At 74.6% G+C, this 24,168-nt stretch carries 1 protein-coding gene (only partly in view); it reads right to left on the reverse strand.

The genetic code is table 11. The features are described 5' to 3' along the window. A protein-coding gene (locus ACIRPT_RS27630; protein WP_403831773.1) for a type I polyketide synthase crosses the window boundary here: on the reverse strand, window positions 1-24,168 show its 3' portion. Its footprint extends 4,302 nt past the window's final position; only the last 24,168 of its 28,470 coding nucleotides appear in the window; its start codon lies off the right edge, out of view; it ends in the stop codon at window positions 1-3.

Here is a 24,168-nt window from a genome sequence, read left to right on the forward strand (position 1 = left end):
TCAGCGCTCTTGGGAGGAATTGCCGTCGAGTGCCGCCTGCACCAGGCCGGCGACGTCCATCGCATCGATCGAGTCGTCGAAGGCGTCTGCCGCCGTGGTGGCGACGGCCTCGCCGTGGGACGCCGCGCTCTGCTCGGCGGCGAGCTTCATCAGGGGTTCGAGTACGCCGATCTCGCGCAGCCGGCTCATGGGGACGGAGGCGAGCAGGGCCCTGATGCCGGAGGGGTCCAGGTCGCCGTCGTTGGTCCCCTGCCCCGATCCCTCGTCGGGGACGAGCAGGCTCAGGAGGTGGTGCGCCAGGTCGGCGGGGTGGGGGTGGTCGAAGACGAGCGTGGCGGTCAGGCTCAGCCCGGTCGCGACGCCGAGCTGGTTGCGCAGTTCGACGGCGCTGAGGGAGTCGAAGCCGAGGTCGCGGAACGCCCGGTCGGCACCTACGGCGTCGGCCGTGGGGTGTCCCAGTACCGCCGCGGCCCGGGTGCGGACCAGCTCCAGTACGGCTTCGGAGCGCTTGGCGGGCGACAGGCCCGTCAGCTTCTCGCGCAGCGCGTCGCCGGTGGTCTCCTCGCCGCCGTCCCCCGCCGCCCCGTGCTCGGCGACGGCCGGCTCGCCGAGGAGCGGGCTGGGCCGTACGGCGGTGAAGGAGCGGACGAACCGGTCGCGTTCGATGTCGGCGACGACCTCGGTGGGCCGCCCGTCCATGACGGCCCGGCGCAGCGCCACGACGGCGAGGTCCGGGTCCAGTGGGCGGATCCCGATGCGCCGGGCCACGTCGGTCGCCCGGTGGTCGTCGGCCATTCCGCCGCCGCCCCACACGCCCCAGGCGATCGAGGTCGCGGCCAGGCCCTGGGCCCGGCGCTGTTCGGCGAGGGCGTCCAGGAAGGCATTGGCGGCGGCGTAGTTGGCCTGGCCTGCGTTGCCGACCGCTCCGGAGGACGAGGAGAACAGGGCGAACACGGCCAGATCCAGGTCCCGGGTGAGGTCGTGGAGGGCCAGGGCCGAGGCGGCCTTGGCGCGGAAGACGGCGTCGTAGCGGTCCGGGGTGAGGCTGTCGAGGACACCGTCGTCCAGGACGCCCGCCGTGTGGATCACGCCGGTCAGGGGTGCCCCGTCGGGAATCGCGGCGAGGACCTCGGCGAGCGCGTCGCGGTCGGCGACGTCGCAGGCGGTGAGGGTGACTTCGGCGCCCAGTGCGGTGAGTTCGGCCCGCAGTCCGTCCGCGCCGGGCGCGTCGGCGCCCCGGCGGCTGAGGAGCAGCAGGTGGCCAGCGCCCGCCTCGGCGAGCCGGCGTGCCACATGGGCGCCCAGCGCACCGGTGCCGCCGGTGATCAGGACGGTGCCGGTGGGGTTCCACTCCGCTGTGCCGCGCCCGGCCGGTACGGGTACCAGCCGGCGGCCGAGGGCGGCGGAGGGCCGGATCGCGATCTGGTCCTCGCCGCCGGGGGTCGCGAGGGTTTCGGCGAAGCGGACCGTGGACCGCTCGTCGAGGGTGTCGGGCAGATCGATCAGACCGCCCCAGCGCTGCGGGTGCTCCAGGGCGGCGACCCGTCCCAGGCCCCATACGGCGGCCTGGGCGAGCCCGGGTACCGGCTCGGAGGGCGCGGCGGCGACCGCGCCGCGGGTGACGCACCACAGGGGTGCGGCGAGGTCCGCGTCGCCGAGCGCCTGGATCAGGGCGGTGGTCAGGGCCAGTCCCTCGGGCGCCGCGGCACCGTGTCCGGGTGCGGCGGCGAGGGCGAGCAGGGACACCACTCCGGTGAACTCGTGGCCTTCGGCGGCCAGTTGGCGTAGCAGTGCGGCCAGCGCCGCGCGGTCGGGGCCGGGCGCTTCCAGGCGTACGGTGTCCGGGCCCAGGGCGGCGACGGCGTCGGCGGCCCAGGGGTCGTCGGTGTATCCGGCGGGGAGCACGGCGAGCCAGGTGCCTGCCGGAGTGCGGGCGGGCTTCGGGGTCAGCGGCTGCCAGGTGATCTGCTGCCGCCAGCCGTCGACGGTGCTCTGCTCGCCATGCCTGCGACGCCAGTCCGCGAGCGCGGGCAGCACCTTGGCCAGTGCGTCGCCGTCGACCCGCAGCGTCGTCTCCAGCGAGGCGAAGTCGGCCTCGCGCACCGCCGACCAGAAGGCGTCGTCCTCGCCGCCCGGTGCGGCGGGTTCGGTGACCGGCTGGGTGGCCGGCCAGTACCGCTGGTGCTGGAAGGGGTAGGTGGGCAGGTCGGTGCGGCGGGGTTCGCCGGCGGCCCCTTCGAGCAGGGCATCCCAGTCCGGGACGGCTCCGTCGACGTACAGCCGGGCGAGGGCGGTGACCACGGACTCCTGTTCGCCGCGGTCCCTGCGCAGCGCCGGGACGGTGATCGCCTGCGAGGGCAGGGTGTCCAGGGTCTCCTGGGCCATGGCGCACAGCGCGCCGTCGGGGCCGAGCTCCAGGAAGGCGGTCACGCCACGCTCGGTGAGGGTGCGGACACCGTCGCCGAAGCGGACGGCCTCACGGACGTGGCTCACCCAGTAGTCCGGGGAGCACACCTGTGCTTCGGTCGCTGCCTCGCCGGTCACATTGGACACGAGCGGGATCTGCGGGGCGTGGTAGTCCACGCTCCGGGTGACCCGTCGGAAGTCCTCCAGAATGGCGTCCATATGCAGGGAGTGAAACGCATGGCTGACCCGCAAACGCCTAGTCTTGCGCCCGTCGGCGGTGAACTTCTCGGCGATGCCCAGGACGGCGGCCTCGTCGCCGGAGAGGACCGTTGACCGCGGCCCGTTGACCGCGGCGATCGACACTCCCCCGGTCAGGAGCGCCGCCGCTTCCTCCTCGGTGGCCTGGACGGCGACCATGGCGCCGCCGGCCGGCAGGGCGTTCATCAGCCGGGCCCGTGCGGCCACGACCTTGCAGGCGTCCCGCAAGGAGAAGACCCCGGCCACGTGTGCCGCCGCGATCTCACCGACCGAGTGTCCGGCAACGAAGTCCGGGCGGATGCCCCAGGTTTCGACCAGGCGGAACAGTGCCACCTCGATGGCGAACAGCGCGGGCTGGGTGAATCCGGTCTCGTTGAGCCGCTCCGCGTCGTCGAACACGACGTCACGGAGGGGGCGTTCCAGCTCGGCGTCCAGGTGTGCGGCCACCGCGTCGAATGCCTCGGCGAACGCCGGGAAGCGGGTGTACAGCTCCCGTCCCATGCCCAGCCGCTGTGTGCCCTGGCCGGAGAACAGCACCGCGAGCTTGCCATGGCGGGCCGCCGTTTCTGCCTGGACGACCTGCGGCGAGGTGTGGCCGCCGGCGAGCGCGGCCAGGGCGCCCAGCAGGTCGTCGCGGTCGACGGCGACGATGGCGGCACGGTGTGCGAACACCGAGCGGGTGGTGGCCAACGACCGGGCGAGGCCGGCGGTGGTGAGTTCGGGCCGGGCGGTCACGTAGGCGTGCAGCTGTTGGGCCTGGGCCCGCAGTGCCTCCGGCGCGGCGGCCGATACGGGCACCGGCAGCGGGCCGTGGGACTCCCCCGCGGGTGCGGTCCCGGCGGGCGGCTCGGGCCGCTCGAACTGTTCGATGATCACATGGGAGTTGGTGCCGCTCGCGCCGAAGGCCGAGATGCCGGCCCGCCGGGGGCGGCCCGGCCGCCGCCAGGCGGCCGCGGCCGTCAGCAGCTCGACCGCACCCGCACTCCAGTCGACATGGGTCGTGGGCTCGTCGACGTGCAGGGTCCTGGGCAGCATGCCGTGGCGCATGGCCTGCACCATCTTGATCACACCGGCGACGCCGGCGGCGGCCTGGGTGTGGCCGATGTTGGACTTCAACGACCCCAGCATCAGCGGACGTTCCCGGTCCTGTCCGTACGTGGCCAGCAGCGCCTGCGCCTCGATGGGGTCGCCCAGGGTGGTGCCCGTGCCGTGCGCCTCCACCGCGTCCACGTCGGCCGGTGCCAGCCCGGCGTCGGCCAGGGCGCGCCGGATGACGCGGCGCTGCGAGGGGCCGTTGGGGGCGGTGATGCCGTTGCTGGCGCCGTCCTGGTTGATGGCCGAGCCGCGCAGGACGGCGAGGATCTCGTGCCCGTTGCGGCGGGCGTCCGAGAGCCGCTCCAGGACGAGGACGCCCACGCCCTCGGACCAGCCGGTGCCGCTCGCGGAGTCCGCGAAGGCCCGGCAGCGGCCATCGGGCGCGAGAGCGCCCATCTCCCCGAACTCGATGAAGTTCACCGGACTGGACATCACCGTCACACCGCCGGTGAGCGCCAGGGAGCACTCGCCGTTGCGCAGCGCCTGGGCAGCCAGGTGAAGGGCCACCAGGGATGACGAGCAGGCCGTGTCGACGCTGACGGACGGGCCTTCCAGGCCGAAGGTGTAGGACACCCGGCCGGAGAGCAGGCTCGCCGACTGCGCGGTCTGCGCATGGCCCAGCTGGCCCGCCTCGGGCCGGTAGTCGCCGGAGCCACCGCCGATGAAGACGCCCGTGTCACCGCCGCGCAGCCCGGCCGGGTCGATGCCGGTACGCTCCAGCGCCTCCCAGGCGGTTTCCAGGAGGATGCGCTGCTGCGGGTCCATCACCATGGCCTCGCGCGGCGAGATCCCGAAGAATCCGGGGTCGAAGTCCGCCACGTCATGGAGGAATCCGCCCTCGCTGGTGACGGTCCGGCCGCGGCCGTCACGGTCGCCGTGCAGCAGCCGGTCCAGGTCCCAGCCCCGGTCGACGGGGAAGCCACCGATGGCGTCCACCTCTCCCACGGCCAGCTCCCACAGGTCCTCGGGCGAGCGGATCCCGCCCGGGTAGCGGCAGCTCATGCCGACGATGACCACCGGGTCATCGGTGCTGTCGGCGCCCTTCGCCCGCGCCGTCGCGGGGAGTTCCTCCGCGTCCTCGCCGAGGAGTTCCGCCCGCAGGTAGCCGGCGAGTGCGTCGGCCGTGGGGTAGTCGAAGACGAGGGTGGCCGGCAGGGCCAGGCCCGTCGCGAGGGCGAGTTGGTTGCGCAGGTCGACCGCGGTCAGCGAGTCGAAGCCGAGGTCCCTGAACGCCTGGCCGGAGGGTACGGCGTCGGCGTCCGCAAACCCGAGCACCGCGGCCACCTGGGCACGGACCAGGGCCAGGACGACCTCGGTGCGTTCCGCATCGGGACGGGTGGCGAGTTCGGCCCGCAGGCCGCTCGCGCTGCCCGCCGTGTCCGGCTCGGCGACGCCCGGTGCGGCCAACGCCGCGCGGGCTTCGGGCAGTTCCGCGAAGAGGGCGCTGCGCCGGTTGCGGGTGAAGGCGGGCGCGAACCGGTCCCACCGCACGTCGGCGACCGTTACCGCGGGGGTGTCGGTGCCGAGGGAGCGGGCGAGCGCGGTCAGGGCCCGCGAGGGGTCCATCGCGGGCAGCCCGTTGGCCCTCAGGTGGGCGGCCAGACCGTCGGAGACCGTGTCGGCCCAGCCGCCCCACGAAACCGTCGTGGCAGGCAGTCCGCGCATACGCAATGTGCGCGCCAGGGCTTCGAGTTGGGCGCCGGCCGCCGCCTCTGCGCCCCGGCCTCCGGCACCCCAGGTCCCGGCGATCGAGGAGAAGAGGACGAACGCGTCCAGGGGGCGGTCAACGGCCGCCACCTCGGCCACGGCCGCCAGGCTCTCCACGTCGGCGCGCAGCGCGGCCGGGGCGGTGGCGGGTCCGTCGGTGCCGGACGGCCCGTCCGTGAAGACCACGGCCGTCAGCGGCGCCTGCGCCGGGAGCGCGGCGAGCGCGGTCAGCAGCGCCTCGCCGTCGGCCGGTGCGCAGTCGAGCACCGTCAACGGCACACCGAGGGCGTCGAGTTCGGCGCGCAGCTGCGCCGTGTCCGGTGCGGTGGGGTCGGCCAGCACCAGGTTCCGGGCGCCCTGTTCGGCGAGCCAGCGGGCGCAGTGTCCGCCGGTTCCGGTCGCCGGGCCGACGATGAGGACCGTGCCGGTCGGCCGCCACGGGGTCGCGGGGACGTCGTCCGTGGCGCGCACCAGCCGTCGCCCGAAGACGCCGGAGGGCCGCAGCGCCACCTGGTCCTCGTCGCCGGCGCCGGACAGTACGGCGCGGAGCCTTTCGGCCGAGCGCCGGTCGAGCACCTGCGGTAGGTCGACCAGGCCACCCCAGCGGTCCGGGTGGTCCAGGGCCGTGACCCTGCCGAGCCCCCACACCGCCGCCTGGGCGACGCTGATTTCGGTCTCCGAGCGGCCCACCGACACCGCGTCGCGGGTGGCACACCACAGCGGGGCGTCGATTCCGGCGTCCGCCAGTGCCGCCACCGCCTCGTCCGGCCATGCCGGTCCGGCGGGGAGGGTGTCGGCGTACGAGGCCGCGAGCAGGGAGATCACTCCCGTGAACTCGGCTCCCTGGGCGGCGAGTTCGGCGAGCCGTCCGGTGAGCGCGCCGCGGTCGGTCGGGTCGGCTTCGACGGTGACGGCGGACTCGCCGAGGGCCGCGAGTACGGCGGCGGTCCACTCGTCGGCACCGCCCGTCGGGACGAGCGCCAGCCACGGTCCGGTGAGGGTGCCGGGCGCGGTGCCGGTCAGCGGCTTGAAGGTGACGTGGTAGCGCCAGCCGTCGACCGTCGCGCGCTCGATGCGCCCGCGACGCCAGGCGGACAGGGCGGGGACGAGGGCCGACAGTGCGGCGTCGTCCAGTTCGAGGCCGTCCGAGAGCGACGAGAGGTCCTCGCGCTCCACCGCGTCCCAGAACTCGGCGTCCACGGGGTCCTGCGCACCGGTCGTCGCCTCCGCGGCGGGCGCGCCGTCCGGCCAGTACCACTGGTGCTGGAAGGGGTAGGTGGGCAGGTCGACGCGGCGGGCTCCGGTACCGGCGAAGATCCCGGACCAGTCCACCCCGACGCCTACGACGTACAGCTGGGCGAGGGCGGTGAGCAGCGCGGTCTCCTCGGGCCGGTCCTTGCGCAGGGCCGGTACGGCGGTAGCGGTGCCGTCCAGGGTGTGCTGGGCCAGCGCGGTCAGCACACCGTCCGGACCCAGCTCCAGGAAGACGGCGGCCCCTTCCGCGGACAGGGCGCGGACGCCCTCGGCGAAGCGCACGGTCTCGCGCACATGCCGGACCCAGTACTCGGCGGAGCGGACGAGGTCGTCGGTGGCGAGTTCACCGGTGAGGTTGGACACCAGCGCGATCCGCGGGGCGTCGTACGACAGTCCCTCGGCGACCCGCCGGAAGTCCTCCAGCATCGGCTCCATCAACGGCGAGTGGAAGGCGTGGCTGACCGGCAGACGCTGCGTCTTACGACCCTGGCCGGCGAACTCCTCCGCGATCCGCAGGACGTCGGACTCCTCCCCCGCCAGCACCACCGACTCCGGACCATTGACCGCAGCGATCGACACCCCGTCGACCAGCCGCACGGCCACCTCCTCCTCGGTACCCTGAACGGCGACCATGGCGCCGCCCGCCGGGAGGGCCTGCATCAGCCGCGCCCGCGCCGCCACCAGCACACACGCATCCGCCAGCGAGAACACCCCCGCCACGTGCGCGGCCGCGATCTCGCCGATCGAATGCCCGGCCACGAAGTCCGGCCGCACGCCCAGGGACTCCGCCAGCCGGAACAGCGCCACCTCGACGGCGAACAGCGCAGGCTGGGTGAACCCCGTCTCGTCCAGACCCTCCACATCGCCGAACATCACCTCCCGCAGCCCGGCATCGAAGTGCGCCAGCACCTCGTCCAACGCCTCCGCGAACACCGGGAACCGGCCGTACAACTCCCGGCCCATCCCGACGCGTTGCGCACCCTGGCCCGAGAACAGCACCGCCAGCTTTCCGTCGACCTCCTGGGCGACGCCGCGTGCGAGTTCCCGTACGCCCGCTCCGTCGGCCGCGAGGACCGCACGGTGGGCGAACGCCGCCCTGCCGGTGGTGAGGGAGTGGCCCACGTCGACCGGCGACGGGCCGGTCAGCGCCGAGACCCGCTCGATCCCTGCCTCCAGCGCGGCGTCGGACTTGCCCGACACCGGCCAGGGCACGAGGCCCGGCACCGTGGTGGGCGGCTCCTGTGCCACGGGCTCCTCGGCGTCCGGCGCCTGCTCGATGATGACGTGGGCGTTGGTGCCGCTGACGCCGAAGGCGGAGACGCCGGCCCGCCGGGCGTGCCCGGTCTCGGGCCAGGCCCGCTGCTCGGTGATGAGCGAGACCGTGTCGTCCGTCCAGTCGACGTGCGAGGACGGGGAGTTGAGGTGCAGGGTCTCGGGCAGGACGCCGTGGCGCATCGCCAGCAGCACCTTGATGGTGCCGGCGACACCGGCGGCGGCCTGGGTGTGGCCCAGGTTCGACTTGACGGCGCCGAGCAGCAGCGGCCGGTCCTTCGGCCGGTCCTGTCCGTAGGCGGCGATGAGGGCATGTGCCTCGATGGGGTCGCCGAGGGTGGTGCCGGTGCCGTGGGCCTCGACGACGTCGACGTCGGCGGGAGCGAGGTCGGCGTCGGCGAGGGCCTGGCGGATGGCGCGCTGCTGGGCCCGTCCGCTGGGCGCGGTCAGTCCGTTGGAGGCGCCGTCCTGGTTGACGGCGGTGCCGCGCACGATGCCCCATACGTCGTGGCCGTTGCGGCGGGCGTCGGAGAGGCGTTCCAGGAGGAGGACGCCCACGCCCTCGGACCAGCTCGTGCCGTCGGCCGCGTCGGCGAACGGCTTGCACCGCCCGTCGGGGGCCAGCCCGCCCTGGACCGTGAACTCGGTGAAGGAGTCGGGGCTGGACATGACCGAGACGCCGCCGGCCAGGGCGAGGGTGCACTCGCCGTTGCGCAGGGCGTGGGCGGCCATGTGCAGGGCCACCAGCGCGGAGGAACAGGCGGTGTCGACGGTGACGGCCGGGCCCTCCAGGCCGAAGGCGTAGGAGAGGCGGCCGGACAGGACGCTGGCGGTGTTGCCGGTGGCGACGTGGCCGCGTACGTCGGTGGTGCCGGTGCCCTGGCGCAGGAGCGTGGCGTAGTCCTGGCCGTTGGTGCCGACGAAGACGCCGGTGCGGCTGCCGCGCAGGGTGGTCGCGTCGATTCCGGCTCGCTCGAACGTCTCCCAGGAGGTCTCCAGCAGCAGCCGCTGCTGGGGGTCCATGGCCAGCGCCTCGCGGGGCGCGATGCCGAAGAAGGGGGCGTCGAAGAGGCCGACGCCGTCGAGGAATCCGCCTTCGAGGGTGGCGGAGGCACCGCGGGCGAGCGCGTCGAGGTCCCAGCCGCGGTCCGCGGGGAACCCGCCGATCGCGTCCTCTCCACGGCTCAGCAGCCGCCAGAGGTCCTCGGGGGACCGTACGCCGCCGGGGAAGCGGCAGTTGAGACCGACGATGGCGATGGGGTCGTCGTCCGCCGCGCGGCCGACGAGGGCCGGGGCGCCGGGTTCGTTCAGGTTGCCCAGGAGTTCGGCGAGCAGGAAGTCGGCGAGGGCGGTCGGTGTCGGGTAGTCGTAGACGAGGGTCGCGGGAAGTTTCAGGCCGGTGGTGGCCATGAGGGTGTTGCGCAGTTCGACGGTGGTCAGCGAGTCGAAGCCGAGGTCGCCGAAGGCACGTTCGGCGTCGATGGCCGAGGTGCCGGTGTGTCCGAGGACCGCGGCCACCTGGGTGCGTACCAGGTCCAGGACGAAGCGCGGGCGCGCGGCCGGGGAGAGCCCGGCGAGGCGCCGGCGCAGGGCCGGTTCCCGCAGGGCGGCTTCCGGTGTCCCGACGGGTCGCGTGGCCTGCCGCAGTTCGGGCAGGTCACCGACGAGGAGGCTGGGGCGCGTCGCGGTGAAGACCTGTGCGTAGCGCTGCCAGTCGATGTCCGCGAGGGTCAGCGTCGTGGCGTCGTGCTCGATCGCCCGGCGCAGTGCGGTGAGGGCGAGCTGGGGTGCCATGGGGGTGAAGCCGCCGCGGCGGACGCGGTCCTGGATGCCCGCGCCGTCGGCCGCCATTCCGGTCTCGGCCCAGGGGCCCCAGGCCAGCGAGGTCGCGGGCAGGCCCTGGGCGCGGCGGTGTTCGGCGAAGGCGTCCAGGAAGGCGTTGGCGGCGGCGTAGTTGCCCTGTCCGGGTGCGCCGAGGGTTCCGGCGACGGAGGAGAAGAGGACGAAGGCGGTCAGGTCCTGGCCGTGGGTCGCCTCGTGCAGATTGAGGGTGGCGGTGACCTTGGCACGCAGGACGGAGGCGAACTGCTCGGCGGTGAGCGTGTCCAGGGTGCCGTCGTCGACGGTGCCGGCGGTGTGGAACACCGCGGTGAGCGGGTGCTCGTCGGGGATCGAGGCCAGTACGGCGGCGAGCGCGTCCCGGTCGGCGGTGTCGCACGCCGCGAGGGTGACCTTTGCGCCCATTGCCTCGATCTGCTCGGCCAGTTCGCCGGCGCCGGGGGCGTCGGCACCCCGGCGGCTGACCAGCAGCAGGTGCTGGGCGCCCGCCTCGGCCAGCCATCGGGCGACGTGGCCGCCGAGGGCGCCGGTGCCGCCGGTGACGAGCACGGTGCCGGTGGGGCTGAACGTGCCCTCGGGGGCCGGTGCGGCTCGGTGGTGTGCCAGGCGGCGGACGAACGTCGCGGTGGTGCGTACGGCGAGCTGGTCCTCGCCGCCGCTTTCAGCGAGGACGTCGGCCAGGCGGCGCAGGGCGGTGCCGTCGAGCTCGTCGGGGAGGTCGATGAGGCCGCCCCAGCGCTCCGGGTGCTCCAAGGCGGCCACTCTGCCCAGGCCCCAGACGGCGGACTGCGCGGGCCGGGCCGGGTGCTCGGCGCGGTCCACGGCCACGGCGGTGCGCGTCACGCACCACAGCGGGGCCGCGATGCCCGCGTCGCCGAGGGCCTGGACGGCGGTCGTCGTCAGCAGCAGACCCGCGGTCGTGGCGTCATCGGCGCCGTCACCGGCCGTCGCCAGAAGTGACAGGACGCCGGTGAACTCGCCGTGCTCGGCGGCGAGTTGACTCAGCCGCTCGCCCAGCTCCCGGCGCTGCGGGGCGCTCACCTCGACGCGCACGGCGTCGGCACCCAGGGCCCCGGCGACCGCATCGGTCCAAGCCCGCTCGCCGTCGGCCGGTGCGAGCACCAGCCAGGTCCCGGCCGGGTGTCCGCCACCGGCCTGGCCGGTGCGGGGCTTCCAGGTGGCCCGGTAGCGCCAGCCGTCGACGGTGGAGCGCTCCCGGCTCTTGCGCCGCCAGGAGGAGAGGGCGGGCACCACGGCGGTGAGCGTGTCGTCGTCCAGGTGCAGCGAGGAACCCAGGGATGCGAGGTCCGCGCGCTCGACGGCGGACCAGAACTCCGCGTCCGCCGCGTCGGCGGGGTGCGCGGGTGCGACGGCTTCGCCGGCCGTCTCGGGCCAGAAGCGCTCGCGCTGGAAGGGGTAGGTGGGCAGGTCGGTCCGGCGGGCGCCGCTGCCCGCGAACACGGTGTCCCAGTCGACCCGTATCCCGTGGAGGTGCAGCCGGACCAGTGCCGTGGTCAGCGCCGGGGCCTCGGGCCGGTCGCGGCGCAGCGACGGGACGGCGGTGGCAGTGGCGTGGGGCTGCTCACCGGTGCTCTCGCGCACCGCGCCGCTGAGTACGGCGTCCGGGCCTAGCTCGAAGAAGGTCGTCACACCGTGCTCGGTCAGGAACCGTACGGCGTCGGCGAAGCGGACGGTGCCGCGGACCTGTCCGGTCCAGTACTCCGGCGCGGCGAGCTCTTCGCGCGTGAGGAGTGCGCCGGTGACGGTGGACACCAGCGGCACAGTGGGTACGTGGCAGGTGACGGAGCCGACGGCGCGGGCGAAGTCCGCCAGCATCGGGTCCATGTGCGGCGAGTGGAAGGCGTGGCTGACGCGCAGTCGCTTGGTGCGGCGGCCGAGCTCCTGGAAGTGGGCCGTCACGGCGCGGACCGCATCCTCGTCGCCCGAGACGACCAGGGATTCCGGGGCGTTGACGGCGGCGACCGTGGCCCGTCCGTCGTACGGGGTGAGCGCGGCGGCCACCTCGTCCTCGGTGGCCTGGACGGAAGCCATGGCGCCGCCCGGGGGCAGTGCCGCCATCAGCCGGCCGCGGGCGGCGACCAGGGTGCAGGCGTCCTCCAGGGAGAGGACTCCGGCGGCGTGCGCGGCGGCGAACTCGCCGATGGAGTGGCCCGCGACGTAGTCGGGGCGCAGGCCCCAGGACTCGGCGAGCCGGAACAGCGCCACCTCGAGGGCGAAGAGGGCGGGCTGGGTGTAGCCGGTGTCGTCCAGCAGCGCGGCCTCGGGGGTTCCGGGGTCGGCGAAGAGGATCTCCCGCAGCGGGCGGTCGAGCGCGAGGTCGAAGCGGGCCAGTACGGCGTCCAGGGCCTGGGCGTAGACCGGGTGGCGGTCATAGAGCTCGCGGCCCATTCCGGGGCGCTGGCTGCCCTGGCCGGTGAAGAGGAAGGCCAGCCGGCCGCCGTCCGGGCGGCCGGTGAGCAGTCCGCCGTCGGGGGACGCGTCGCGCAGCGCGGTCAGGGCGCGGGTGAGGGCGTCGGGGTCGTCGGTGACGACGGCCGCGCGGTGCTCCAGGGCGGTCCGGGAGGTGGCGAGGGAGTAGGCGAGGTCGGTGAGCGGGAGGGGGTGGTCGGCGAGGTGGGTCAGGAGCCGGCCGGCCTGGGCGCGCAGGCCCGTTTCGGTACGTCCGGACAGGACCAGGGGTACGGGGGTGGGGTCGGCCGGGCGGGCCGGTGCGGTGACAGTGTCGTCCTCGGGCCCTTCATCCGGGGCCTGTTCGAGGATGGTGTGGACGTTGGTGCCGCTGAGACCGAAGGAGGAGACGCCCGCGCGGCGCGGGTGTGCGGTGCTCGGCCAGGGCAGCGGCTCGGTGAGCAGCTGGATGGCGCCGGAGCTCCAGTCGACGTGCGAGGAGGGCCGGTCGATGTGCAGGCTCTGCGGCACGGTGGCGTGGCGCATGGCCATGACCACCTTGATGACGCTGGCGATGCCGGACGCCATCTGGGTGTGGCCGATGTTGGACTTGACGGAGCCCAGGAGCAGCGGGTGCTCGGGGTCGCGGCCCTGGCCGTAGGTGGCCAGCAGGGCCTGCGCCTCGATGGGGTCGCCGAGTGCGGTGCCGGTGCCGTGTCCGTCGATGACGTCGATGCCGTCGGGGTCCACCTTGGCGTTGGCCAGGGCCTGGCGGATGACGCGCTGCTGGGACGGGCCGTTGGGCGCGGTCAGTCCGTTGGAGGCGCCGTCCTGGTTGACGGCGGAGCCCCGGATGACGGCCAGGACCTGGTGTCCGTTGCGGCGGGCGTCGGAGAGCCGCTCGACGAGGACGAGACCGACGCCTTCGGCCAGGCTCATGCCGTCGGCCTGGTCGGAGTACGCCTTGCAGCGGCCGTCGGCCGCCATCGCGCGCTGCCGGCTGAAGCCGACGAACGCGCCGGGCGTGGACATGATGCTGACGCCGCCCGCGACGGCCAGGGAGCTCTCGCCGTTGCGCAGGGACTGGCAGGCCAGGTGCAGGGCGACCAGGGACGAGGAGCAGGCGGTGTCGAGGGAGACGGCCGGGCCCTCGAAGCCGTAGGTGTAGGCGAGCCGGCCGGACAGGACGCTGGAGATGGTGCCGGTGATCAGATGTCCCTCGGCGCCCTCCGGGCTCGCGCCGTTGGCTCCGTAGTCCTGGTAGCTGGCGCCGATGAACGTGCCGGTGCTGCTGCCGCGCAGGGTGGCGGGGTCGATCCCGGCGCGCTCCATCGCCTCCCAGGAGGTCTCCAGCAGCAGGCGCTGCTGGGGGTCCATGGCCAGGGCCTCGCGGGGCGAGATGCCGAAGAAGGAGGCGTCGAAGTCGGCGGCGTCGTGGAGGAAGCCGCCCCGGGTCGAGTAGGTGTGTCCGGTCCGGTTGGGGTCGGGGTCGTAGAGCCCCTCGGCGTCCCAGCCGCGGTCGGTGGGGAACTCGCCGGTGGCGTCGCCGCCCTCGGCGACCAGGCGCCACAGGTTCTCCGGCGAGCCGACGCCACCGGGGTAGCGGCAGCTCATGCCGATGATGGCGATGGGCTCGTCGTCGGCAACGGCGGTGTTCGTGGTCGCGACGGCGGTGCCCGTGGCGGACCCGCCGATGGACTCGCGCAGGAAGGCGACGAGCGCGAGCGGGTTGGGGTAGTCGAAAACCATGGTGCTCGGCAGGGCGAGCCCGGTCACGGCGGCGATCCGGTTGCGCAGGTCGACGGCGGTCAGCGAGTCGAAGCCGACGTCGCGGAAGGCGCGTTGTTCGGAGAGCACATCGGGTGAGGCGTGGCCGAGTGCGGTGGCCGCCTCGGTCCGGACCAGATCCAGCAGAAGGCGGTCCTGCTCGGCGGCGGCCAACCCGAGGAGCCGGGTGGCGAACTCGCTTCCGGAGTCCGCGATGTGGGTGGTGTTCTCCTCGAGCCGCTGGACTTCGGGCAGGTCCTCGAAGAGCGGGGTGGGCCGGGCGGCGGTGAAGACGGGGTGGTAGCGCTCCCAGTCCACGTCCGCGACGGCCAGGACCGTCTCGTCGTCGTCGAGGGCCTGCCGCAGGCCGGTGAGGGCCAGCTGGGGGTCCATGAAGACCAGTCCGCTGCGGCGGATCTGGCCGGGGTCGACGCGGCCGAGCTTGAGGTCGTCGGCCCAGATGCCCCAGGAGACGGCGGTGGCATGGGCGCCGCGGGCGCGGCGGTGTTCGGCCAGGGCGTTCAGGTAGGCGTTGCCGGCGACGTAGGCGGCGTGGGCGCCGCTGCCCCACATGCCGGCGGTGGAGGAGTACAGGACGAAGGCGTCGAGGTCGTCGCCGAGGAGTTCGTCCAGGTGCCGGGCGCCGGTGACCTTGGCGTCCATGACCTTCGCGAAGTCGTCGGGAGTCGTCTCGTCCAGGGGCGCGAGCTCGATGGTGACGGCGGTGTGGACGACGGTGCGTACGGTGCGGCCCTCGGCCTGAAGCGCGGCGAGCATCTGCGCGACCGCGTCGCGGTCGGTCAGGTCACAGGCCACGGCCTCCGCCTCACAGCCCAACTCGGCCAGTTCCTGTACGAGTTCGCCCGCGCCGGGCGCCGCCGGGCCGCGGCGGCTGGTCAGCACGATGTGTTCGGCGCCCTGCTGGGCGAGCCAGCGGGCCAGGTGCGGGGCGAGGGTGCCGGTGCCGCCGGTGACGAGGGTGGTGCCCCTCGGCGTCCAGGGGCTTGCCGGGGCGGGGTCCGCGGAGGCGGCGCGTACGACGCGGCGGGCGAGGACACCCGAGGCGCGCAGGGCGAGCTGGTCCTCGCCGCTGTGGCCGGTCAGGACGGCGGCCAGGCGCTCGCCGGCCCGCTGGTCCAGGTGCTCGGGCAGGTCGACCAGGCCGCCCCAGCGCTGCGGGTGTTCGAGCGCCGCGGTCCAGCCGAGGCCGAGGATCTGGGCCTGGTCGGGGTGGGTCAGCCGGTCCGCGCGGCCGGTGGAGACGGCTCCTTGGGTCAGGCACCACAGGGGTGCGTCGACTCCGGCGTCACCGAGTGCCTGGACGAGCGCGAGGGTCAGGGCGAGCCCGCGGGTGAGCGCCGGGTGCGTTGCGCTCGGCCCCTCGGCCTCGGCCAGCAGGGACACCACGCCCGTGAGGTCCGCCGCGTCGTCGAGGCCGGTCAGGCGCGCGGTCAGGGTCGCGCGGTCGGCGCAGGTGTCGTCCAGGACGAGGGTGCGCGTCTCGGCGCCGTGGGCGGCGAGGACACCGGTGACGGCGTCGGTGTCGGCCCCTTCGGGGGCGACGACGAGCCAGGTGCCCGTCAGGGCCGCCGTGGGCAGGCCGGTCAGCGGCTTCCAGGTGGCGTGGTAGCGCCAGGAGTCCACGGTGGACAGGTCGCGGCGGCGCTTGCGCCAGTGCGAGAGGGCCGGGAGGACCGGGGCCAGGGAGGTGCGGTCCAGCCGCAGACTGGAGGCGAGCGCTTCGACGTCCTCCTCCTCGACCGCCGTCCAGAACTCCGCGTCCGCGGGGTCCGCTTCGGGCCGGCCCTGGGACCTGTCGGGGATCGCCCACAGGTGCTCGCGCTGGAAGGCGTACGTGGGCAGCGGCACGCGGCGGGCGCCGGTGTCGGCGAGGACACCGTCCCAGTCGGCGCTCGCGCCCCGCACGAAGGCCTCGGCGAGGGACGTCAGGAAGCGGTCGGCACCGCCCGCGTCGCGGCGGAGCGTGCCGAGCACCGCGGCCGCGGGGCCGGCTTCCTCGGCGGTCGCCTGGATGCCCATGGACAGGACGGGGTGGGAGCTGACCTCGATGAAGAAGTGGTGGCCCTGGGACAGGAGTTCGCCGATGGCGGGCCGGAAGCGGACAGTCTGGCGCAGGTTGGTGAACCAGTACTCCGCGTCCATGACGGTGGTGTCCAGCCAGTCGCCGGTCACCGTCGAGAAGAAGGGCACCTGCGCGGGGCGCGGGCGCACCGGCGCGAGGACACTGTGCAGTTCGTCCCGCACCATTTCGACCTGCGCGGAGTGCGAGGCGTAGTCCACGGCGATGCGCTTGGCGCGGATGTCCTCGCCGACCAGCTCGGCCTGCAGGGCGTCCAGCGGCGCGGTGGCACCGGAGACGACGACGGACCGGGGGCCGTTGACGGCGGCGATCGACAGGTCGTGGTACCCGGCGGTCCCGGCGAGGCGCTGTTCGACGTCGGCGACGGGCAGCGGAACCGACAGCATGCCGCCGGATCCGGCCAGCCCGCGGGCGATGGCCTGGCTGCGCAGCGCGACGACGCGGGCCGCGTCCTCCAGGGAGAGCGCCCCGGCGACGGCGGCCGCGGCGATCTCGCCCTGCGAGTGGCCGACCACGGCGTCGGGCGTGATGCCGTGGGAGGTCCACAGCGCGGCCAGCGACACCATGACGGCGAAGGAGGCGGGCTGGACGACGTCGACGCGGTCCAGGGGCGGCGCGCCGTCGGCCTGGCGCAGCACGTCGAGCAGGGACCAGTCGACGAACTCCGAGAGGGCGGTGGCGCATTCCGTCAGGCGCTCGGCGAAGACCGGGGACTCCTCCAGGAGCCGCGCTCCCATGCCGACCCACTGGGAGCCCTGGCCGGGGAAGACGAAGACGGTCTTGCCGTCGGTGTCGGCCGCGCCCTGGACGACGCCGGGTGCGGAGCCGCCGGCGGCGAGGGCGTCCAGGGCCGCGCGCCGGGACCGGTCGTCGGCGCCGACGACGACGGCGCGGTGGTCGAAGAGCGCGCGCGAGGCCACCAGGCTGTGGGCGACGTCCAGCGCGCCGGGTGCCTGCTCGCCGTCGAGGTGGGCGGCGAGGTGGGCAGCCTGGGCGCGCAGCGCGCCCGGGGTCCGGGCGGACAGCACCCAGGGGATGGCGTCCCCGGCCGGGGGCACCGGCGGGGCGGGCGTCGTCTCGCTCGGGCGGGGGGCCTCTTCGAGGATGGTGTGGGCGTTGGTCCCGCTGATGCCGAAGGAGGAGACCGCGCAGCGGCGCGGGTGCTCGCCCTCGGGCCAGTGGGCGGGTTCGTTCAGCAGGGCGAGGGTGCCGGGTGTCCAGTCGATGTGGCGGGAGGGGGTGTCCGCGTGCAGGGTGCGCGGCAGCTGTCCCTGGCGCAGGGCCATGACCATCTTGATGACGCCGGCGACGCCGGCCGCCGACTGGGTGTGGCCGATGTTGGTCTTGACGGAGCCGAGCAGCAGCGGGCGCTGCGGGTCACGGTCCCGGCCGTAGGTGGCGAGCAGGGCCTGCGCCTCGATGGGGTCGCCGAGGGCGGTGCCGGTGCCGTGGGCCTCGACGGCGTCGATGTCCGCCGCGGCCAGCCCCGAGTTGGCCAGGGCCTGGCGGATGACGCGCTGCTGGGAGGGGCCGTTGGGGGCGGACAGGCCGTTGGAGGCGCCGTCCTGGTTGATGGCCGAACCGCGTACGACGGCGAGGATGTCGTGCCCGTTGCGCTGGGCGTCCGAGAGGCGCTCCAGGACGAGGATGCCGACGCCTTCGGCGAGGGTCATGCCGTCGGCGCCGTCGGAGAACGCCTTGCAGCGGCCGTCGCCGGCCAGGGCCCGTTGCCGGCTGAAGGCGACGAACGGGTTGGGGTTGGTCATCACGGTCGCGCCGCCGGCGAGCGCGAGGGAGCTCTCGCCGTTGCGCAGCGACTGGCAGGCCAGATGCAGGGCGACCAGGGACGAGGAGCAGGCGGTGTCGACGGTGACGGCCGGTCCTTCGAGGCCGAAGAGGTAGGCCAGGCGCCCGGAGAGCACGCTGGGGCTGGTGCCGGTCACCAGGTGGCCGGCGGAGCCGTCCTCGACGCCGAACCCGTACTCCTGGTAGGTGGAGCCGATGAAGGTGCCGGTCGGGGTGGAGTGGACGGTGGTGGGGTCGATACCGGCGTGCTCGAACGCCTCCCAGGTGGTCTCCAGCAGCAGCCGCTGCTGGGGGTCCATCGAGAGTGCCTCGCGCGGCGAGATGCCGAAGAAGGAGGCGTCGAACTCGCCCGCGTCGTGCAGGAAGCCGCCCTGGCTGGAGTACGTCGTGCCGGGGTTGTCCGGGTCGGGGTGGTGAAGGCCGGTGTCCCAGCCGCGGTTGACGGGGAAGTCGGAGATCGCGTCAACGCCTTCGGAGACCAGGTCCCAGAACTGCCGCGGGGAGCGGACGCCGCCGGGGAAGCGGCAGCTCATGCCGACGATGGCGATGGGTTCGTCGAAGCGGCCCGATGAGGCCGCCGCGGCCGCGGGAGCCGCCGGGTCGCCGCCGGTGCCCAGGAGTTCCTCGCGCAGGTGGCGGGCGAGGGCGGCGGGGGTCGGGTGGTCGAAGACGAGGGTGGCGGGCAGGGCCAGGCCGGTGAGGGCGGCCAGCCGCTTGCGCAGCTCCACGGCGGTGAGCGAGTCGAAGCCGGCGTCACGGAAGGCCCGCCGCTCCTGGACGGCGTCCGCGGAATCGTGGCCGAGGGCGATGGCCGCCTCGGCCCGCACCAGGTCGGCCAGCAGCCGCCGCTGCTCGTCCTCGTCCAGGCCCCGCAGGCGCGCGGCGAATTCGGGCGCGGCGCCCACGCCCTCGGCGGGTACGAGGGCCTGGACCTCGGCCAGTTCGTCGAAGAGGGCGCTGGGGCGGGTGGAGGTGAAGACGGGGTGGTAGCGCTCCCAGTCGATGTCGGCGACCGTGACGGTGACGTCCTTGTGGACGACGGCGCGCCGCAGTTCGGCGAGGGCGGTCGCGGGCGCGAGGAAGCGCAGCCCGCGCTTGTGCAGTTCGTCGGAGACGGCCTCGTGGGTGGCCATGCCGGCCTCGGCCCAGGGGCCCCAGGCAACGGAGGTGGCGGGCAGGCCGCGGGCCGCGCGGTGCTCGGCGAGGGCGTCGAGGTAGGCGTTGGCGGCGCTGTAGGCGCTCTGTCCTGCGCTGCCCCACACTCCGGCGATCGAGGAGATGAGGACGAAGAAGTCGAGGTCGTGGCCGTCCAGGAGGCTGTCGAGGTGGGCCGCGCCGAGCAGCTTGGCCGACATCGCCTGTGCGGCGTCCGCCAGCGGGGTGTCGGCGAGGGCGGCCGCCTGGCCGACACCGGCCGCGTGCACGACGCCGGACAGCGGGTGCTCGTGCGGTACGGAGTCCAGCAGCGCGGCGAGTGCGGCGCGGTCGGCGGTGTCGCAGGACGCGAGGGTGACGCGGGCGCCCAACGCCTCGATTTCCGCGGCCAGTTCACCGGCGCCGGGGGCGTCGGGGCCGCGGCGGCTGGTGAGCAGGAGGTGCTCGGCGCCGCTGCGGGCGAGCCAGCGCGCGACCTCGGCGCCGAGCGCTCCGGTGCCGCCGGTGACGAGCACGGTGCCGCGCGCGGTGAATGCGTCGGCCGGGGGCAGTTCGGCCTGCGGGTGACGGATCAGGCGCCGGCCGAGGGCCGCGGCGGCGCGGATGGCGATCTGGTCCTCGCCGCCCTGTGCCGCGAGGGCGCTGACCAGGTGTTGGATGGTGGGCGCATCGAGGGCGGGCGGCAGGTCGATCAGACCGCTCCACAGCTGCGGGTGCTCCAGGGCGGCGACCCGGCCCAGGCCCCAGACCGCCGCCTGGAGGGGGTGGGTGAGCGGGTCGCCGGAGCCGGTGGTGACGGCGCCGCGGGTCAGGGTCCACAGCGGTGCGGCGAGATCGGTGTCCGCGAGCGCCTGGATCAGGACGAGGCTCAGCGCGAGCCCGGTGGCCGGCTGCGCGCCGGCCTCGGTCCCGGGCCGGTCGGCCAACGGGAGCAGGGACAGCACGCCGGTCAGGGGCCGGTCCTGGTCGCGTACGGCGGCGAGCCGGTCGGCGAGGTGGGCGCGGTCGAGGCAGGCGGCGTCCAGTACGAGGGGCTCGAACTGGGCGCCGTGGCCGCGCAGCGCGTCAAGGATCTCGTCGCTGTCGATGCCGTCGGCGGTGACGAGCAGCCAGGTGCCTTCGAGTACGGGCGCGGCGTTGGCCTGCACGGGCCGCCAGGCGATGCGGTAGCGGGTGGAGTCCAGCAGCGCCTTCTCGTGCCGGTGCTGGCGCCAGGAGGACAGCGCGGGCAGTAGGGCGTACAGAGAGGCGTGCTGTTCGTCGCGCAGTCCGAGGAGGGCGGCCAGTTCCGTGGCGTCGCCGCGTTCGACGGCGCCCCACAGCTCGGCGTCCGCGGGGTCGGCGGCGGCCTGCGCGAGGCGGGCCGGGGCCGGCTCGGGCCAGTAGCGCTCGTGCTGGAAGGCGTAGGTGGGCAGGTCGACGGTGCGTGCCCCGGTGCCGTCGAGGTATGCGGGCCAGTCGACGGCCGTGCCGCGTACGTGCAGGCGGGCCAGGGCGGTGGCCGCACAGCGTTCCTCGCCGCGCCCGGCGCGCAGCAGCGCGACGAAGTCTGTGTCCGTGTCGTCCCCCTCATCGCCAAGGGTGTCCTGGGCGGGGGCCGACAGCACGCTGTCGGGGCCGAGTTCGAGGAAGGTGCCGGCGCCGTGGGCGTGCGCGGCACGCACGGTGTCGGCGAAGCGTACGGTGCCGCGCGCATGCGCGACCCAGTAGTCCGGGGAGCGCAGTTCGTCGTCGGTGGCGGGCCGCCCGGTGAGGCCGGAGATGACGGTCAGCTCCGGTACACCATAGGTGAGCTGCGCAGCGACCTCACGCAGAGCGTCGAGCGCCGGCTCCATGAGCGGCGAGTGGAAGGCATGGCTGACCTTCAGGCGCTTGGTCTTGCGGCCCTGGGCGGCGAAGTGCGCGGCGATTTCCTCGGCCGCGGCCGGCTCTCCGGCGACGACGACGGCGCGGGGGCCGTTGACGGCGGCGAGGGACACCTCGTGCTCGCGCCCGGCGAGCAGCGGCGCGGCCTCGTCCTCGGTGGCTTCAAGGGAGATCATCGCGCCGCCGGCGGGCAGTGCCTGCATCAGCCGTGCCCGCGCGGCGACCAGGCGGGCCGCGTCGGGGAGCGTGAGGACGCCTGCGACGTGCGCGGCGGCGATCTCGCCGACGGAGTGGCCCAGCAGGACGTCGGGGCGTATCCCCCAGGTGCGCAGCAGCCGGTAGAGCGCGACCTCGATGGCGAACAGGGCCGGCTGGGTCCACTCGGTGCGGTCCAGCAGCGCCGCCTCGGGGCTGCCTTCCGGAGCGAACAGGACGTCCTTGAGGGGACGGTCCAGGTGCGGGTCGAGGGCGGTGGTCACCTCGTCCAGGGCCCGGGCGAACGCGGGGAAACGCGCGGCGAGTTCGCGTCCCGCGCCGGGGCGCTGGCTGCCCTGCCCGGCGAACAGCACGGCCAGTTTGCCGGTGCCGCCGATCTCGCCCTCGGTGAGCGCGGAGGCGGGGCGGTCAGCGGCCAGGTGGGCCAGCGCGGCGAGCAGTTCGTCGCGGTCTCCGGTGACGACGGCGCGCTGGTCGAAGGCCGAGCGGGTGGTGGCGAGGGAGAGCGCGACGTCGGCCGGGTCGAGGGCGGGGCGCTCGTCGAGGAAGGACCGCAGCCGGGCGGCCTGGTCCCGCAGCGCCGCGCGGCTCGTGCCCGACAGCGTCCAGGGCACCACGGCCGGGGTGAGCGCCGGCTGTTCGCGCGGCTCGGGGGCGGCCGTCGGCTCCTCGACGATGAGGTGCGCATTCGTACCGCTGAAACCGAAGGAGGAGATAGCGGCGCGGCGCGGCCGGTCGGCCTGCGGCCAGGGCGTCTCCTCGGTGAGCAGGCGCACCGCTCCGGAGTCCCACTCCACGTGCGAGGACGGCTCGTCGGCGTGCAGGGTGCGGGGCAGCGTGCCGTGGCGCATCGACATGACCATCTTGATGACGCCGGCGACGCCGGCCGCCGCCTGGGTGTGGCCGATGTTGGACTTCACGGAGCCCAGCAGCAGCGGGCTCTGCGCGTCACGGTCCTGGCCGTAGGCGGCGAGCAGGGCCTGGGCCTCGATGGGGTCGCCGAGGGTGGTGCCGGTGCCGTGGCCCTCCACCGCGTCGATGTCCGTGGCGGACAGCCCGGCGGCGGCCAGCGCCTGCCGGATCACCCGCTGCTGGGAGGGGCCGTTGGGGGCGGTGAGGCCGTTGGAGGCGCCGTCCTGGTTGACGGCGGAGCCGCGTACGACGGCCAGGGCCCGGTGTCCGTTGCGGCGGGCGTCGGAGAGGCGTTCCAGGACGAGCACGCCGACGCCCTCGGACCAGCCGACGCCGTCGGCGCCGTCGGAGAACGCCTTGCAGCGGCCGTCCGGGGACAGTCCGCGCTGCCGGGAGAACTCGATGAGGGCACCCGGCGTCGACATGACCGTGACGCCGCCGGCCAGCGCGAGCGAGCACTCCCCCGCGCGCAGTGCCTGCATCGCCCAGTGCATGGCGACCAGCGAGGACGAGCACGCGGTGTCGACGGTGACGGCGGGGCCTTCGAGCCCGAGGGTGTACGAGATGCGTCCGGAGGCGACGCTCGGGGCGGTGCCGCTGCCCTGGTGGCCCTCGAACTGCCCGCCGGAGAGCACCGTCGCGTAGTCGTTGTACATCACGCCCGCGAAGACGCCGGTCTGGCTGCCGCGCAGGGACACCGGGTCGATGCCCGCCCGCTCGATGGCCTCCCACGACGCTTCGAGGAGCAGCCGCTGCTGGGAGTCGGTGGCCAGGGCCTCGCGGGGGCTCATGCCGAAGAAGGCGGGGTCGAAGTCGGCGGCGGTGTGCAGGAATCCGCCGAAGCGGGAGTAGGAGGTGCCGGTGCGGTCCGGGTCCGGGTCGTAGAGCGCGTCCAGGTCCCAGCCCCGGTCGGTGGGCAGGCCCGAGATGGCGTCGGTGCCCTCGTTGACCAGTCGCCACAGGTCCTCGGGCGAGGCGACGCCGCCCGGGTAGCGGCAGCCCATGCCGACGATGACGATGGGGTCGTCGTCCGCGGCGGTACGGGGCGCATCGGTCGCGGCGGCGGCTTCGGAGCCCATGAGTCCGTCGAGGAGGTGCGCGGCGAGGGCATCCACGGTCGGGTGGTCGAAGATGACCGTCGCGGCGGTGCGCAGGCCGGTGGCCGCGCTGAGCCGGTTGCGCAGTTCCACGGCGGTCAGCGAGTCGAAGCCCAGATCCCGCAGCGGGCGCCGCGCGTCGATGTCGGCGGTGCCGGCGTGGCCGAGTACGGCGGCCACCTGTCCGGCCACGAGGTCGAGCACGACCTCGTGGCGGTCGGTCTCCGCCAGCCGCGACAGCTTCTGTACGAGGGTGACGGCGGCCTCCGAGCCGGAGACCACCGCGCGGCGGGCCGGGGTGCGGATCAGGCCACGCCACAGCGGCGGTATCTCGTCCTGGACGCGCAGGACGGACAGGTCGAACCGGGTCGGCAGCAGAACGGCGGCGTCCGTGGCGGTGGCCGCGTCGAAGAGGGCTGTGCCCTGTTCCTCGGTGAGCGCGGGCGTGCCCATACGGGCCAGGCGGTCGAGGTCCTCGTCCGTCAGTCCGCCGGTCATTCCGGCGGTGGGCGCCCACGGGCCCCAGGCCAGGGATTGCCCCGGCAGCCCCTGGGCGCGGCGCAGCTGGGCGAGCGCGTCGAGGAAGGCGTTGGCGGCGGCGTAGTTCCCCTGGCCCGCCGCACCCACGGTGCCGGAGAGGGAGGAGAAGACGACGAAGGCGGCCAGGTCCAGGTCCCGGGTGGCCTCATGGAGGTGCCAGACGGCGTCGGCCTTGGGCCGCAGGACGGCGCTGATCCGGTCGGGGGTGAGCGACTCGATCACGCCGTCGTCGAGGACGCCGGCGCAGTGCAGGACGGCGGTGACGGGGTGCTCGGCGGGCACCCCGGCCAGCAGCCGCTGCACGGCGGCGCGGTCGGCCAGGTCGCATGCCGTGATGGCCACCTGCGCGCCGTGCCTGGCCAGTTCGGCCACGAGTTCCCTGGCGCCGTCGGCGTCGGCGCCGCGGCGGCCGGCGAGCAGCAGGTGCCGTACGCCGCGCTCGGCGACCAGATGCCGGGCCAGTACGCG

The sequence above is a fragment of the Streptomyces sp. NPDC101227 genome (assembly GCF_044767545.1).
Classification (GTDB): domain Bacteria; phylum Actinomycetota; class Actinomycetes; order Streptomycetales; family Streptomycetaceae; genus Streptomyces.